Here is a 13,234-nt window from a genome sequence, read left to right as displayed (position 1 = left end):
TCCCGCCGCCGGGCTCACGGCGGCGCCAGGGACTCGGGCAGGTCCTGCGGCCGGATGATCGTCAGGTCGTCGGTGTCGGGCTCCGGCAGATCGGCCACCCGCTCGGCGTGCTGCTCGGTCATCCGCTGGAACACCTGCCGAGCGGCCCTGCCGTTGCCGAAGTGCTCCGCGCGCTCCAGCCCGTCGAAGTAACCGAGCAGCGCGGCCAGCGTCTCGTCCGGCAGCCGGTACTGGTGCCGCACCGCCTGGTAGCGGACGATCTCCACCAGCTCGTCTGCGGCGTAGTCGTCGAAGGTCAGCGTCCGGGTGAAGCGCGACTCCAGCCCCGGGTTCGACTCCATGAACCGCCGCATGTCGGCGGGATAGCCCGCCGCGATCACCACGACGTCGTCCCGGTGGTCCTCCATGAGCTTGACGAGGGTGGCGATCGCCTCGTGGCCGAAGTCGGTGGACTGCCCGTGCGGGACCAGGGCGTACGCCTCGTCGATGAAGAGCACCCCGCCCATCGCCCGCCGGAAGACCGCGGTGGTCTTCGGGGAGGTGTGCCCCACGTACTCACCGACCAGCGAGCCCCGGTCGGCCTCCACCAGATGCCCCCGGGCCAGCAGCCCGAGCGCCGCCAGCAACCGCCCGTACAGCCGGGCCACCGTCGTCTTGCCGGTCCCGGGATTCCCCGCGAACACCAAATGGCGGCTGAGCGGCGGCGGTTGCAGGCCCGCCTCCTCGCGCCGCTTGACCATCTGCATCACCTTGGTCAGCGAGCCGACCTCCTGCTTGACCCGCTCCAGCCCGACCAGCGCCTCCAACTCCTTCATCAGCGCGGGCAGTTGCTCCGGTGCGGGGTCCTGCTCCGCCGGCCGGCCGGGGACCGCGGAAGACCCCGGGCCGCCGGACCGCGCGGCCTCCTCCGGGCGGTGCGGCATCGTGCCGACGGCGACGTCACGGACCGTGCAGTCCTCGAAGACCGGCACGGCGTCCTCGGCCGCCGACAGATCCTCCTGTACGTCGCGCACCAGGCAACGGCGCAGCACCGGGGCCGCCTTGGACCCCACGTACAGCGCGGGGAAGGCGGACCGGGAGATCTCGCAGTCCTCGAAGACCCCCGCGCCCTCCTCATGCACGTAGATCCCGTTCTTCCCGCTGCCCGCGACCGTCACCGCGCGGATCCGCGGATCGGCACCGGTCCACACCACGAGCCCGCTGCCCCGCGCCTCCGAGATCTCCAGCCCCTCGATCCAGGCCTGGCTGCGCTCCTCAAGGAACACCCCGGCCGAGCCGGTGTCCGCGACCCGTCCGCCGCGGATCAGCACGCCGGTGTCCGGACCGACCTCGATCCCGGTGCGGCGGGCCCCGGTGACCACGCAGTCCTCCAGCAGCGGCCGGTGCCGGGTCGCCACCCGTACCCCCGTCTCGGCGCCGGTGACCTCGCACGCGCGCAGCACCGCGTCCGCGCCGTCCACCCGCACCCCGGCGAGCGCGCTGCGCTCTACGCGGGTGTGCTCCGCCACCAGTTCGGCGCTGCCCCCGACCCGGACGCCGTCCTGCGCGCTGTCCGCCACCCGGCAGTCCGCGAGGCGCAGCCGGGCGTTGCCCGCCAGGCGCACCCCGCAGTTCCCGGTGGCGGCGATCGAGGAGTCCACCATCTCGACCACCGAAGTGCCGTCGGCCAGGAGCCCGTTGCCCCCGCTGCGCGCCAGCTCGCAGGCCCGGGCGCGGAGTTCGGCGCCCTCGGTGGCCGTCAGCGCGGTGTCCGGTACGTCGACGATCCGTACCGTGTCCAGTTCCACTCGCGCGAGGCCGCGCGCCAGCACCCCGGCGCCGGGCGTCTCGCGGACCTCGCAGGCGCGCAGCAGCACCTCGCTGCCGCCCGAGACGAGGACGCCCTCCGCCCCCGTACGGAAGATCTCGCACCCGTCGAGCCGGATCCGGCGCTCGTCCTGGCCGGCCGACTCCGCGCCGGCGTCCGACGCGCCCGCGGTGCTTGCCGTGGCCGACGCGCCTGCCGTGCCCGCCCGGGTCCGCTGGACCGGCACATCGGGCGCGTCCTCCACCCGTACGCCCTGGGCCGTGGTGTCGTGCAGGCGGCAGCCGCGCAGCAGCGGCCGCGCGGGCGCGTACACCAGCAGGGCGGCGTCCCCGGCGTGCGCCACGTCGCAGTCGTCGAGGACGGCGGTGCTGGTGCCGCCGAGGAGGATCCCGCAGGCGGTGGTGTGCCGTACCCGGGTACGCCGCAACTCCGCGCCCGCGGTGTCGACCAGGGTGATCCCGTGGCCGTCGACGGTGTGGACGACGCAGTCCTCGAAGGTGCCGTGGGCGGTGCCCGTGACGTGCACCCCGGCCCGGCGGCTGTCCCGGACCGTGCACCCGCGGACCACCGCGCGCGCGTCGCGCGCCAACTCCAGCCGTCCGCCGGAGATCTCGCAGCGCTCCAGTTCCACTTCGCCGCCCCGGACGAGCACCGCGGGCTCCGCCGGATCCGCCCCGGTGATCTCCAGCTCCCGCAACGCCACGCGGCCCGCGGGCACACTGACCGCGGGCCCGTGCGCCGCCGTGAGGCGTACGGTGCCCGGCCCCTTCTCGGCGACCAGGGTCACGTCGCGGTCGAGGACCAGGGACTCGGTGTACGTACCGGGCTGTACGGACACCACCGCGCCGTCCGCGGCGGCGCGGACGGCCGAGGCGATGGTGCGGTGGGTGCCCCAGCCCCGCGCGGCGACGCGCTGCAACTCCCTTGTCACATCAACTCACCCATGTTCATCAGGGTGCCGAAGACCCCGAAGAGACCGACGGCGAGCGGTACGGCCGTCAGGGCGAGCGCCGAGGAGAGGCCGGAGAACCACGAGGGCCGCTCCCGGATCTGCTCGGCGGCGGGCAGGGCCCTGACGACTCCGGTGCCGAGCAGGACGGCGCCGGCCACCAGCCCGGCCAGCGGGCCGGACCAGTCGGGCGCCCCGAGGGCGCCGGGTGCGTGGAGCAGCACCGTGGCGAGGCCCGCGAAGCCCGCCGCGGCCATCGGCAGCACCGCCGCCGTGATCTTCAACTGGCCCGAGCGCAGCAGCAGTACGCCACTGACGACGAGCGTGAGGATCAGCGCGTACGCGTCGGCGGCGGTGCCGAGCACCACCAGCGCGGCCACCAGGACCGCCGAGAGGACCTGCGTCAGCCCGGCGAGCACCCGGCGGCCGAGGGCCACCAGGCCCGGCACCGAGGCCCCCGAGACGCCCTCCCGCGCGTCGGACGGCGCCGAGAGCGCCACCAAGTGACCTGCCGTCACCGGGAGTACGGCGAGCGCGCCCATCGCCAGGACCGCGACCACCCCGGCGCTCTCCACCAGGGTGGCGCCGAAGCCGGCGAGCAGCCCGGCCGTGGGCAGCACGACCGCGGCCACCACCAGGGTGGTCAGGGTGAGCGCGTGGTTGACCGCGAGCCGGGCCGCGAGAGCGCCGGCCAGGACGCCCGAGGCCGTCGCGACGATCACCGCCGTGGAGCTGTCCCGCGACGACGGTACGAGGAGTACGGCGCCGACCGCGACCAGGGGGACGGCCGCGAGCGCCAGCCCGAGCCGTACCGGCAGGGCGAGCGGCCAGGCGCGGCGGGTCGCGTGGCCCGCGAGCACCGCGAGCCCCAACCCGCCCACCACCGCGCCGAGTCCGGCCGCCTGGTACACGGCGTCGCCGGCGGTCAGGCCGACGAACACCGCGAGTGCGGCGACCATGCCGCCCAGCCCGAGGAACAGCACGGTCAGCGCGTGCTGCCGGGTGTCCCAGTGCAGCCCGTCCTGGTTGGCCTCGCCGACCAGCTCGTCCAGGTCGGTGATCTCCGGGCCGTCGAACTCACCCGCGGCCGCGTCCCGCAGGTACAGCGTCGCGCCGTCGGCGACACCGGCCTCGCTGAGCGAGACGCCGGGGGAGAGCGGCCTCGCCCCGGGCAGCGCCAGCGACCAGGCGGCGGGGAAGGTGTCGTCCTCCTCGTCCTGCCCGCAGAGCCGCAGCAGACCCGGGGTGTACTCGGCGATCGCCGTCCGGGCCGGGACCGCCAGATCGACCCGCCTGCGGCTGCCCACCACCGTGATCCGGCACCGTTCGTCGTCCACTAGCGCTGTCCTCTGTCCTCTGTCTTCCGGTGTTCGGGCTTCTGTCTTCCGGTGGCCGGGCGGGTCAGTTGCCGCTGCGCCAGGTGCTGATGTTGGACAGCTCCGCGTCCGCGTAGTTGCCGTAGTTGACGTTCATGGCGTGGGCGATCTGCGCGAGGATCCCCTCGGGCCCGAACAGGCCGAGCGCCGCGGTGTCCCACTCGGCCTGCTTCTCCTGGTAGAAGGAGGCGGCCTGGCTGCGGGTCCAGGAGTCGGCGAGCGGCGCGAGCCGCGCCTTCAGCGCGTTGAGCTCGTCGACGCACTCGTCGGCCCGGTTGGTCAAAGTGGGGCCGGCGGTGCCGAGTTCATGGGTGACAAGGATCTGTACGTCGTCGAAACCGGGCATGGCGGGACTCCTCAGGAGAAGTTGGCGGAGGGGATGTTGGCGCGGACGGACGACAGGTTCGTCAGGTTCCGCTGCTCGGAGACGTCGTAGTTGCCGTAGTTCCCCTGGAGGCCGCCGGCGATGCTGGTCAGCGCGTCGTTGAGCATCCGCGCGTAGGTGTCCCACTGGACCATGAGGTCCTGGAACTCGTTGGCCGCCATACCGTGCCAGGCCTCTTCCAGGCCGATCACGTACGTCTTGAGCGCGCTCAGCTGCGCGTCGAGTTCCTGCGCGGTGGTGTTCGTACTGTTCGCCGCCGCCAGAAGCTCACCGGGAGTGACGCTGTACTCGACATCACCGATTGTTGTGGATTGTTCGACCGGAGTGGACATGGATCCTCCTCGTACCTGCCGCGACTGCCTGCGAGGGAACACGGAGAAATCACTCGGGACAGCCCTGAATGCTTTGTCTCAGTTACCCAAAATAGCCTGCGGTGCGGGGCGAAAGCAGTCGGCGGAAGCGGCGTTGGTGCCGCTCGGCGGCCGACGTGACGGCTATATGCTCACATTGTCCATGTCAACCGGGCCAGCCCGGGCAGCGCTGTTTACGCTTTTTTTACCCAGCGGGACGCCATGTCTGCGTCCGAGGTCAGCGCATGTGCGGCCCTGTCATGTCACGGTCGGTGGCCGATGAATGAACAGGAGACAACATACCGATGGGTTGGTTACTCATTGGTTCTGTTCAACCCGCGCCGAAGGGAAGTGACTTCGGAAAGCAACGGTATAGCGGTATCAAGGGGGCTCAATTGTGGGCCGCGGCAACCGTATTGTACGGTGCAGGCAAAATCTTCCGGCGCCGGAAAGGATGCACGCTGTGGGAGAGCCCATACACGAGGGGCCCAAGGGCCCCGGCGTACCGGGTTTCGCGGCCAGCTTCGCGACGAGTTCGAGGCAGCGGGGCGACCGCGACACCCCGGGTCTGCTGGGCCGGCTCCTCACCACCGGACTGGTGGTCGTGGTTCTGGGCGCGGGGGTCATGGGCGTGGGCAAGCTCATCGACTACCAGCGCGACAAGAGCCGGGCGGCGCAGGCCCAGGCCGCCGAACGGGTCGCGCTGAGCGAACCGTCCCGCCCGTCGCCCGCGCCGAGCGGCACGGGCAAACCCCGGGACATCCCCCAACTGCCGTCCGGGCAGGGGCCGATCCGGTACCTGGTGCCCCCGGCGCTCCAGCCCGTCGCCCCCTCTTCGCCGAGCCCGACGGGCAAGCCGAGCGACAAGCCGTCCAAGGCGCCCGCCGACAAGAAGCCGTCACAGAAGCCCTCCGAGAAGCCCGCGAACTCCTCCGCCGGCAACTCCCAGCAGTTGGCGGCCGGACAGAAATCTTTCAGCCTCCAGGCCTCCCAGCCGAGCCACCGCATCGTCGGCGCCGCGTCGAACCGCTGCGTCGACGTGAAGGATGCCATCTACACCGCCGCCCCGGCGACCGCGCTCCAGCTGTTCGCGTGCGGCAACAACCCGAACCAGCAGTGGACCGTCCACTCCGACGGCACCATCCGCTCCCTGGGGATGTGCATGTCCGTGGGCGGCGGCTCCACGGCCGACGGCGCCAGTGTCGACCTCTACACCTGCGACGGCAGCGCCAGCCAGCAGTGGCGCGTCGAAGCGGCGGGTGACATCGCCAACGTCAAGGCCAACAAGTGCCTGGACGCCCGCGACTTCGGCACCGCGGACCGCACGGCGCTCCAGATCTACGCCTGCGAGGGCACCAACAACCAGAAGTGGCACTTCGGCTGACCCGACCAGCCCACCAGGCCCAGGCCCCAGCCCAAAGACAGGCCCCCATGAAAACACCCCCCTCGCCCCCTCCCCCCTCTTCCCCTCCCCCTGCCTCCCGCCGCCCGGACATGAGTCAACTCCTGCAACAGGCCCAGCAGATGCAGGCCGGCCTGCTGGCCGCGCAACGGGAACTGACCGAACTGGCCATCGAGGGCTCGGCCGGCGGCGGGGCGGTCCGCGTCACGGTGGACGGAGCCCTCCAGCTCAAGCACGTCTTCATCGCCCCCGAGGCCGCCGACCCCAACGACACCGAACACCTGGCCCGCCTGATCCTCACGGCAACGGAGAACGCACGCGCCTCGGCCCGCGAGACCGCGACCAGCGCCCTGCTCCCGGCCATAGCCGACACCCTGACCCACGGCATCCGACAACACCTCGACCCCCGCCACCCCAACGCCGCACAACGCCCGCGCCCGACCCCGGAGTAACGAGAACGCACGTGGGCACCTACTCACCGGGCGGGACCCGAACGAACCCCTCGCCCCAGGTGCCCACGTCGAGTTCGTACCCGTCGACGACAAAGCACTCGGGCTCATCCCGAAACCCCGGCAAAACCCGCGCCCGCTCCCGCCCCGCCTCTGCCCGCTCCCGCGTCGAGAACACACCGAGCAGCTTGACGTCGTCGCCGTCCCGCTCGTCCACGAACACACCACCCGCGGGCCGTCTCGCAGCCGCGCGGAAAAGACCCTTCGGACGCGAGCCAATCCGCGAATTCCTGCCCCTACTCGATCGATCCCCTGCCAGAATCGCCGCTCATACCGCCGTGTGAGCGGCGCGGGGGACGGGGGGCGCACGACCATGACGTACGCGGGAACAGACCCGGAAGCGGGCGGTGTCGAAGTGCCGCGCGGGATCTTCGACTGTGACGAGGCGTACCGCAGTCCGGTCGCCGCCGACTACGCGCACGTCTTCCGGACCGGCATGGTCGTCCTGGACACCAATGTGCTGCTCAATCTCTACCGTTCGAACGAGCGGACACGGTTGGACACCCTCGCCGTACTGACCAAGCTCCGCGACCGACTGTGGGTTCCGCACCAGGTGTTGACGGAGATCTGGCGCAACCGGGAGCAGCGCTCCGTCCGCCACCACCACAGCACCAAGGCGAAGGACGCCGCCGCGGTGATGGACAAGGTGCCGCGGACTGCGGAGGACGCGGTGGAGCGCTGGATGAGAGACGTGAGGCTGAAGAAGGACGAGGCCGTCACTCAGCAGATCGAAGCGGCTTTGGAGCAACTCAGAGAGGCAGCAGCGGAGTTGCGTGGCCTCATCGAGGGCCAGGCGAAGCTCGACGCACTGGTCGGAACCGCGGAGACGTACACCGATCCTGTACTGACCGAGCTGGAAACGCTGTTGTCGGGCCGCATCGGCGGTCCGTTGCCTCAGGATGAGTACGACAAGGCCGTACAAGAGGCACAGACACGTGCCGAGGACGAAATCCCGCCGGGGTACGAGGACTTCAGGACCAAGTCCCCCGAGCAGGCGGCCGGTGACTACGTGCTGTGGCTGCAACTCATGCAGGAGGCGCAGCGCCGCGGGGGTGACGTGCTGCTGGTCACCGGCGACGTGAAGAAGGACTGGTGGGTGCCGCGGGACGCGGACATCCCCGCGCGCCCCCGGCCGGAGCTTGTCGTCGAGCTACGCAAGCAGGCCGGCGGCCGCCTCTACATGCTCACCCCGGGTGAGCTGCTCAAGTGGGCCGAGGATCTGCTCGAAGGCCTGGAGGTCGACGAGGACTCGGTCTCCGACCTGGACCGACTGCGAGGGGAGGGCCAGGACGGCGACACGAGCGCGCCGACGGGGTGGGGAGTGATGTCCCTCGGGCGCTTCGTCGGGGAACTCGAGGCGCGGTACCCGGTGCACCACAAGGTGGTGGTCGAGGCCGCTCAGAACGGTGGTTTCGTGGATCGGGCGAGGGTCTACGAGCTGGCCGGATACCGACCGGATCGGCAACTCAAGGGGTTCACGCGGCCGATCAGCACGGTCACGCGAAACCTGGAGGACAAGGGAGTGCTCACCGGTGAGGAGCCGTTCCTGCTGCGCACCATCTACGGTTCGCCGGACGAGCCCTCCTGGGCCACGGGCTTCCGGCTGGCCGACGAGGTGATGGCGTTCTTCGCGCGGATGGCGGAGGAGACCAAGCCCGAGCCCGTCCGGGGCGACGAGCAGGCCGCTCCGTAGGCGCGACCGCCGGACAGCCCAGGGCGCAGGAGTCCGTACGATCCGTAGAATGGCCGACGGGGCGGGGCCGTAGCGCAGAGGTCGACGCGCGCGGTCTCCACAATCGCGAGGACGCCGGTTCGATCCCGGCCGGTCCCGCCTTCCACTGCCACCGAATCCGGCCTGTGACGCCGGTCCGGCGTACGACCTCACAGCGCTTCGTCCCGGGCCAGGACAGGTCGATGGACCCCTTACCTGCGTACAGGTGGGAGGTGGGCCTGCAACCCGGTGACTGCGCTGGCAACTGAGTTCCAGACCATCAGTGCTACGGCGCGTCGTCCCCGGTCGGAACCACACGGAGGTCCTGGCCACTGCTTCCCGAGATCGAACGGCGATGCGTTTCCTCGCCGTCCCACCAAGTAATCGTGGCACGCCAGTAAGAGTCATGACGCTGTGTGCGGCTGATCAGGAAGAGCGAGTAGAAGTCGCCGGCGGCAACGGTATGGGGAAGGCTGAGCGACTTGCCGAAATCGCTCTCCAGTTGGCGGGCCGACCTTTGCTGGGGGCTCCGCAGCAGATAAGCGGCGGGTGCGGGCCTGTTCAGCGGGAGAGTGTCCAGGTCGACGACCAGATAGGCAGGTTCGTTCGGATCGCCCCCACAGCCAGACGGAGCAGTCACCGTACCGGGCGCGACCTTCTCGCGCCGGGTCACCGTGATGGATATGTCTCGCACCTCGACGGACGAACCCGCTTTGCCATGCACTGTGACGGCCGTTTCCAGAACCCCGCGTGCGCGATGCGGCCCTCCCGTTGCCAGGTTTTCAGCTGATGGGGAGTCGCGCCGTTCACCCGCGGCCGCAGGGCCGCGTCCGAGTCCGGAATGTACCAACGGTTCAAGCAGAAGTGGTTGTTGGGTTCGACCAAAAGCGTGGCCCGGGCCGAGGGGAAGAGGGCTTGCTTGGCCGATACGGCCGTGGGGACCGCGAAAGCGAGCGCAGCGACGACAGCGCTCCAGAGCGGTACCCGAGAGGCTGTTCATGGACGAGCGCACGGGCCAGGTCGACGGCTTGGTGTCGGCGCACGCCCACGTCACCTGCGGAATGCGAAAGCGCCGTGTACACGGTTCTGACCGAGCAGAGAGAAGCCGCCCTCGGGACGCGTCGTGCCACGTGCTCGACCTCGCCGGTGCGAGGTCTCGAACGCCTGCTGCGGTCGGGCGGACGGAGAGGCCCTTCGGGCTGTTAGTTGTCCGCTCCCAGCGACGGATCGGGGCCGAAGGCGCTGACATTCATGCGGGCGAGCCCACCTGGCGGACTGGTCAACGTGCCGCTGACGCGGACAGGGATTCCGGCGTCGTGACAACGCACGGCCGTGTGGTACTCCCTGTCCGGAAGGTCCATCCACACCGTGCGACTGCGGCGCTGAAGAAGCGTCTGGACGCCGACATGGCCGGTGTCGTCATTGGGATGCCGACTGAGGTCTGTGACGACACCGTAGATCAAGTGATTCCGTGTGTGGATTTTGGACTTGAGCTGTTCGGATACCAGGTCGACGATCTCGATCGCCTCGCGGTTGAACTCGACACGCGTCGGGGTGCCCGGTGGTGGCGCCGCCACGCGCGACCAATTGAAGGTCACGTCGAGCGCGCTGACGGATTCTGTGTTCACGACTTTGGCGAGGGCCTTGCAGAGCTCGTACGAGACGCCTTCCCCGATGGAGTCGTTGATCTCGCTCGGGGTGGGTTCGTGGTCGGCACCCGCCATATCCCCCAGCACGCCCAGCGCGCGGGACATTGTGGCAGTCACCCGCCGGTCGAAGAGAGTCTCTTCGATCTTGACGTCGATGTGATCTTGACGCGGTGAGTAGACGTCCTCGGGGGAGCGTGCCTGGCTGATGATGGGGACGATGTACGAGCCACGACGCGTCTGGCCCAGGCGAACCTCTCGTGCTTGATCACGCGCCCGAGGTGGGAAGTTCCGGAAGTGCCCTTGGCGTCGGAGGGTCGCCGCTGCGGAGGCGACACGGAGACGCTTGGCGGAGACGAAGAGCTCGTACCCGGACTCAAGGGGGATCGATCCGTCGCTCATCGATGGGTGGGAGGCCCGGAGGTCGGTGACGTCGTTGTAGATCGTGGCGATGGCGTCGTGGACTGTCTGGACGTCTTCGCACTCGATCCTCGAGAGGTCCTGGATGAGAATCCGCGCCCTCTTGGCGAAGTCTGGCGCGCCGGGCTTCATCGGGACCAGGACGACTTCGTCAGCCGGCCCCGGAAGCGTCCATAGCTCAGCTACGGCGCCGCCCGATACCGGGGCCCATCCGGTGACCTTGAGGTAGCTGCGAATCTCTTCGGGGCCGAAGTCAGGGGTGATGTCCGCCATGTCAGTTCAACCCCGGACCGGCGCTGTTGGTCATGCGGCGTGCAGCATCGAACATGGTCCCCATGGCCTTCACGGTGAGCTCTTGGTGCTCAGGAAGGTGTATCGCGGTGGTTGAGCTCCCTGGGGCGTGTTCCATCCCGTAGAGGGAGGACCAGTAGCCGTGACAAGCAAGGACTATCGAATCCGGCTGGTGGATGACCCAGCGCCCGATGTCGCGCGGGACGATGAGCAGTGCAAGATGACCAGGCGCCGAGCGCTCAGGGTCACGCAATTTGTCGTAGGTCTCGATGTCCAGGTCGAAGCTGTAGCCGCTCCTGATAGTGCGCGGGTTCTGTGTGCACTTGAGCTGGATATCGACCATGAGGCCACGAGAACGAAGAGTGACGTCGACTCCGTCCTTGTCCACGTTCCAGTCGCAGATCGTGTACCCACCCTGCGTGGCTAAGGCGTGCACGTAAGCGCGGCTGACTTGCTCCTTCTGCCAGCTTGTCGCCTCAGCAGCCATACTCACCCCCCGGTTGCGTGACCGCGACGATAGGTGGGTTCCGCCGACGAGGGAATACCGCGGACACGGGCCGCCTTCCGACGCCCGATCCGGAGACGCGGGAAGGGCCTGACCCTCAGAGAGGATCAGGCCCTTGACCTGCTGCTTTGGCTGTCGGGGTGGCGGGATTTGAACCCACGACCTCTTCGTCCCGAACGAAGCGCGCTGCCAAGCTGCGCTACACCCCGATGTCGCCCGTGTGGCGGCGACATCGCTTACTTTAGCCCACCGCTGGCCGAGGACGAAATCCGGTTTCGGGGAGGGGTGGCGTGTCAGGGGTGGGGGGTCAGGGTGACCAGCGTGGCTTCCGGGGGGCAGGCGAAGCGGACCGGGGTGTAGCGGTTCGTGCCGCAGCCCGCCGAGACGTGCAGGTACGAGGTGTGGCCGCCCGAGCGGTGGGTCGAGAGGCCCTTCACGCGGTCCGTGTCCAGGTCGCAGTTGGTGACCAGGGCGCCGTAGAAGGGGATGCACAGCTGGCCGCCGTGGGTGTGGCCCGCCAGGATCAGCGGGTAGCCGTCGGCCGTGAAGGCGTCCAGGGCGCGCAGGTACGGGGCGTGGACCACGCCGATCGAGAGGTCCGCGTCCGCCTCCGGGCCGCCGGCGACCCGCTCGTACCTGTCCCGCTTGATGTGCGGGTCGTCCAGGCCCGTGAACGCGAGCTCGTAGCCGTCGATCTTGAGCCGGCCGCGCGTGTTGGTGAGGTCCGCCCAGCCCGCCGCGTCGAAGGCGTCGCGCATCGGCTCCCAGGGGTTGCGCACCGCGGCCGGCGCCGGGGCGTTGCCGTTCAGGCCGTGGCGGCCCTGGGCCTTCTCCAGGAGGTAGCGGGCCGGGTTGCGGAGCTTCGGGCCGTAGTAGTCGTTCGAGCCGAAGACGTACACGCCCGGGAACTCCATCAGCGGGCCCAGCGCGTCCAGCAGCTCCGGTACGCCCTCCGGGTCCGACAGGTTGTCGCCGGTGTTCACCACGAAGTCCGGGCGCAGCCCCGCGAGCGCCTGGAGCCAGTGCCGTTTCTTGCGCTGTCCGCTCACCATGTGGATGTCGGACACCTGGAGGAAACGAAGATCACGCATGCCCCGCGGCAGTACGGGGACGGTGACCCGCCGCAACCGGAACGAGCGTGCTTCGATCCCCGCCGCGTAGGCGATTCCGGCCGCGCCGACTGCCGCGATTCCGAGGGGTACTCCGTAACGTGCGCGCATGTTCCCATCGTCTCAGAGGTTGTGTCCGACCCTGTACGACCAGGGGAGGAGGCCCTTAATGCGGGGCGGGTTTCGTGGCGTACCTGTCACACTTGGAACCATGACCAGCCTCAAGTCCAAGCTCAAGGAAGACCTCACCGCCTCCATCCGCGCCCGTGACGAGCTGCGCTCCGCCACGCTCCGGCTGACCCTCACCGCGATCACCAAGGAGGAGGTCTCGGGCACGTCCGCCCGTGAGCTCTCCGACGACGAGGTGCAGAAGGTCATCGCCCGGGAGGCGAAGAAGCGCCGTGAGGCGGCCGAGGCGTTCGCGCTCGGCGGGCGTACGGAGCAGGCCGAGAGGGAGAAGGCCGAGGGCGTGCTCCTCGACGCGTACCTGCCGAAGCAGCTGTCCGACGACGAGCTCGGCGACATCGTCGCCCAGGCCGTCGGCGAGGCGCGCGCCGCGGGCGCCGAGGGGCCGCGCGCGATGGGGGCCGTCATGAAGATCGTGAACCCGAAGGTCGCCGGCCGGGCCGAGGGCGGCCGGGTCGCCGCCCTGGTCAAGCAGCAGCTCGCCGCTGGGTGAGAAGCACAGAAGCAGAGATGTAAAGGGACTGCGGCCGCAGCACAGAAGGGCGCCCGGCCGGTGACTGTGTCTCGTCACCGGCCGGGCGCCCTTCT

Annotated in this window: 13 protein-coding genes and 2 tRNA genes; 5 read left to right on the top strand and 10 right to left on the bottom strand. The window is 69.8% G+C overall.

Annotated features, from left to right (window positions below; translation table 11 throughout):
* Positions 1 to 14 precede the first annotated feature (14 nt).
* From HA039_RS15280 to HA039_RS15265, 4 genes are all read right to left on the bottom strand, one after another.
* Positions 15 to 2,738, bottom strand: a complete 2,724-nt coding sequence (locus tag HA039_RS15280) for a right-handed parallel beta-helix repeat-containing protein (RefSeq protein WP_167029506.1) — start codon at positions 2,736 to 2,738, stop codon at positions 15 to 17.
* Positions 2,735 to 4,093: an EsaB/YukD family protein gene (locus HA039_RS15275; RefSeq protein ID WP_167029503.1), complete on the bottom strand. Its 1,359-nt coding sequence runs from the start codon at positions 4,091 to 4,093 to the stop codon at positions 2,735 to 2,737. The genes HA039_RS15280 and HA039_RS15275 overlap by 4 nt, the downstream gene beginning before the upstream one ends.
* 64 nt (positions 4,094 to 4,157) lie before the next feature.
* The gene (locus tag HA039_RS15270) at positions 4,158 to 4,478 is read right to left on the bottom strand and encodes a WXG100 family type VII secretion target (protein WP_167029500.1); all 321 of its coding nucleotides are present in this window, start codon (positions 4,476 to 4,478) and stop codon (positions 4,158 to 4,160) included.
* Between the two features lie 11 nt (positions 4,479 to 4,489).
* Positions 4,490 to 4,849, bottom strand: a complete 360-nt coding sequence (locus HA039_RS15265) for a WXG100 family type VII secretion target (protein ID WP_167029497.1) — start codon at positions 4,847 to 4,849, stop codon at positions 4,490 to 4,492.
* Between the two features lie 481 nt (positions 4,850 to 5,330).
* Here HA039_RS15265 and HA039_RS15260 point away from each other — a divergent pair, with 481 nt between their 5' ends.
* Positions 5,331 to 6,251 (top strand): RICIN domain-containing protein, encoded by a 921-nt coding sequence (locus HA039_RS15260; protein WP_167029494.1) that lies wholly within the window; start codon positions 5,331 to 5,333, stop codon positions 6,249 to 6,251.
* Between the two features lie 110 nt (positions 6,252 to 6,361).
* Positions 6,362 to 6,721, top strand: coding sequence for a YbaB/EbfC family nucleoid-associated protein (locus HA039_RS15255; protein ID WP_167029491.1), 360 nt, complete (start codon positions 6,362 to 6,364; stop codon positions 6,719 to 6,721).
* A 19-nt stretch (positions 6,722 to 6,740) separates the two neighbouring features.
* Here HA039_RS15255 and HA039_RS15250 read toward each other — a convergent pair whose 3' ends face one another.
* Complete coding sequence (locus tag HA039_RS15250; RefSeq protein WP_208298621.1) at positions 6,741 to 6,935, bottom strand: DUF7336 domain-containing protein; 195 nt, start codon at positions 6,933 to 6,935, stop codon at positions 6,741 to 6,743.
* 156 nt (positions 6,936 to 7,091) lie between these two features.
* On the opposite strand from HA039_RS15250, the gene HA039_RS15245 reads away from it, so the two are divergent.
* Together HA039_RS15245 and HA039_RS15240 are read left to right on the top strand one after the other, a co-directional pair.
* Positions 7,092 to 8,471, top strand: coding sequence for a PIN-like domain-containing protein (locus HA039_RS15245; RefSeq protein WP_167029485.1), 1,380 nt, complete (start codon positions 7,092 to 7,094; stop codon positions 8,469 to 8,471).
* 63 nt (positions 8,472 to 8,534) lie between these two features.
* Positions 8,535 to 8,609, top strand: a tRNA-Trp gene (locus HA039_RS15240).
* 166 nt (positions 8,610 to 8,775) lie between these two features.
* Here HA039_RS15240 and HA039_RS15235 read toward each other — a convergent pair.
* The 5 genes from HA039_RS15235 to HA039_RS15215 all read right to left on the bottom strand — a co-directional run bounded on the left by HA039_RS15235 (position 8,776) and on the right by HA039_RS15215 (position 12,571).
* Positions 8,776 to 9,213, bottom strand: a complete 438-nt coding sequence (locus HA039_RS15235) for a hypothetical protein (RefSeq protein WP_167029480.1) — start codon at positions 9,211 to 9,213, stop codon at positions 8,776 to 8,778.
* Positions 9,214 to 9,691: 478 nt separating this feature from the next.
* Entirely contained in the window at positions 9,692 to 10,828 is a 1,137-nt protein-coding gene (locus HA039_RS15230) for a hypothetical protein (protein ID WP_167029477.1), read from the bottom strand.
* Between the two features lies 1 nt (position 10,829).
* Positions 10,830 to 11,333 (bottom strand): DUF4365 domain-containing protein, encoded by a 504-nt coding sequence (locus HA039_RS15225; protein ID WP_167029474.1) that lies wholly within the window; start codon positions 11,331 to 11,333, stop codon positions 10,830 to 10,832.
* A 153-nt stretch (positions 11,334 to 11,486) separates the two neighbouring features.
* Positions 11,487 to 11,560, bottom strand: a tRNA-Pro gene (locus tag HA039_RS15220).
* An 84-nt stretch (positions 11,561 to 11,644) separates the two neighbouring features.
* Positions 11,645 to 12,571, bottom strand: coding sequence for a metallophosphoesterase (locus HA039_RS15215; RefSeq protein ID WP_167029471.1), 927 nt, complete (start codon positions 12,569 to 12,571; stop codon positions 11,645 to 11,647).
* Positions 12,572 to 12,671: 100 nt separating this feature from the next.
* Here HA039_RS15215 and HA039_RS15210 point away from each other — a divergent pair, with 100 nt between their 5' ends.
* Positions 12,672 to 13,139, top strand: a complete 468-nt coding sequence (locus HA039_RS15210; protein WP_167029468.1) for a GatB/YqeY domain-containing protein — start codon at positions 12,672 to 12,674, stop codon at positions 13,137 to 13,139.
* Positions 13,140 to 13,234 lie beyond the last annotated feature (95 nt).

It is taken from the genome of Streptomyces liangshanensis, assembly GCF_011694815.1.
In the GTDB taxonomy this organism is placed as follows: Bacteria; Actinomycetota; Actinomycetes; order Streptomycetales; family Streptomycetaceae; genus Streptomyces; species Streptomyces liangshanensis.
This window is presented reverse-complemented; position numbering and strand designations above follow the sequence as displayed.

Coding starts and splice junctions, on each gene's coding strand:
- HA039_RS15270 (WP_167029500.1), bottom strand. CDS start 4,478: ATGCCCGGTTTCGACGACGTACAGATCCTTGTCACCCATGAACTCGGC.
- HA039_RS15265 (WP_167029497.1), bottom strand. CDS start 4,849: ATGTCCACTCCGGTCGAACAATCCACAACAATCGGTGATGTCGAGTAC.
- HA039_RS15255 (WP_167029491.1), top strand. CDS start 6,362: ATGAGTCAACTCCTGCAACAGGCCCAGCAGATGCAGGCCGGCCTGCTG.
- HA039_RS15245 (WP_167029485.1), top strand. CDS start 7,092: ATGACGTACGCGGGAACAGACCCGGAAGCGGGCGGTGTCGAAGTGCCG.
- HA039_RS15230 (WP_167029477.1), bottom strand. CDS start 10,828: ATGGCGGACATCACCCCTGACTTCGGCCCCGAAGAGATTCGCAGCTAC.
- HA039_RS15225 (WP_167029474.1), bottom strand. CDS start 11,333: ATGGCTGCTGAGGCGACAAGCTGGCAGAAGGAGCAAGTCAGCCGCGCT.
- HA039_RS15215 (WP_167029471.1), bottom strand. CDS start 12,571: ATGCGCGCACGTTACGGAGTACCCCTCGGAATCGCGGCAGTCGGCGCG.
- HA039_RS15210 (WP_167029468.1), top strand. CDS start 12,672: ATGACCAGCCTCAAGTCCAAGCTCAAGGAAGACCTCACCGCCTCCATC.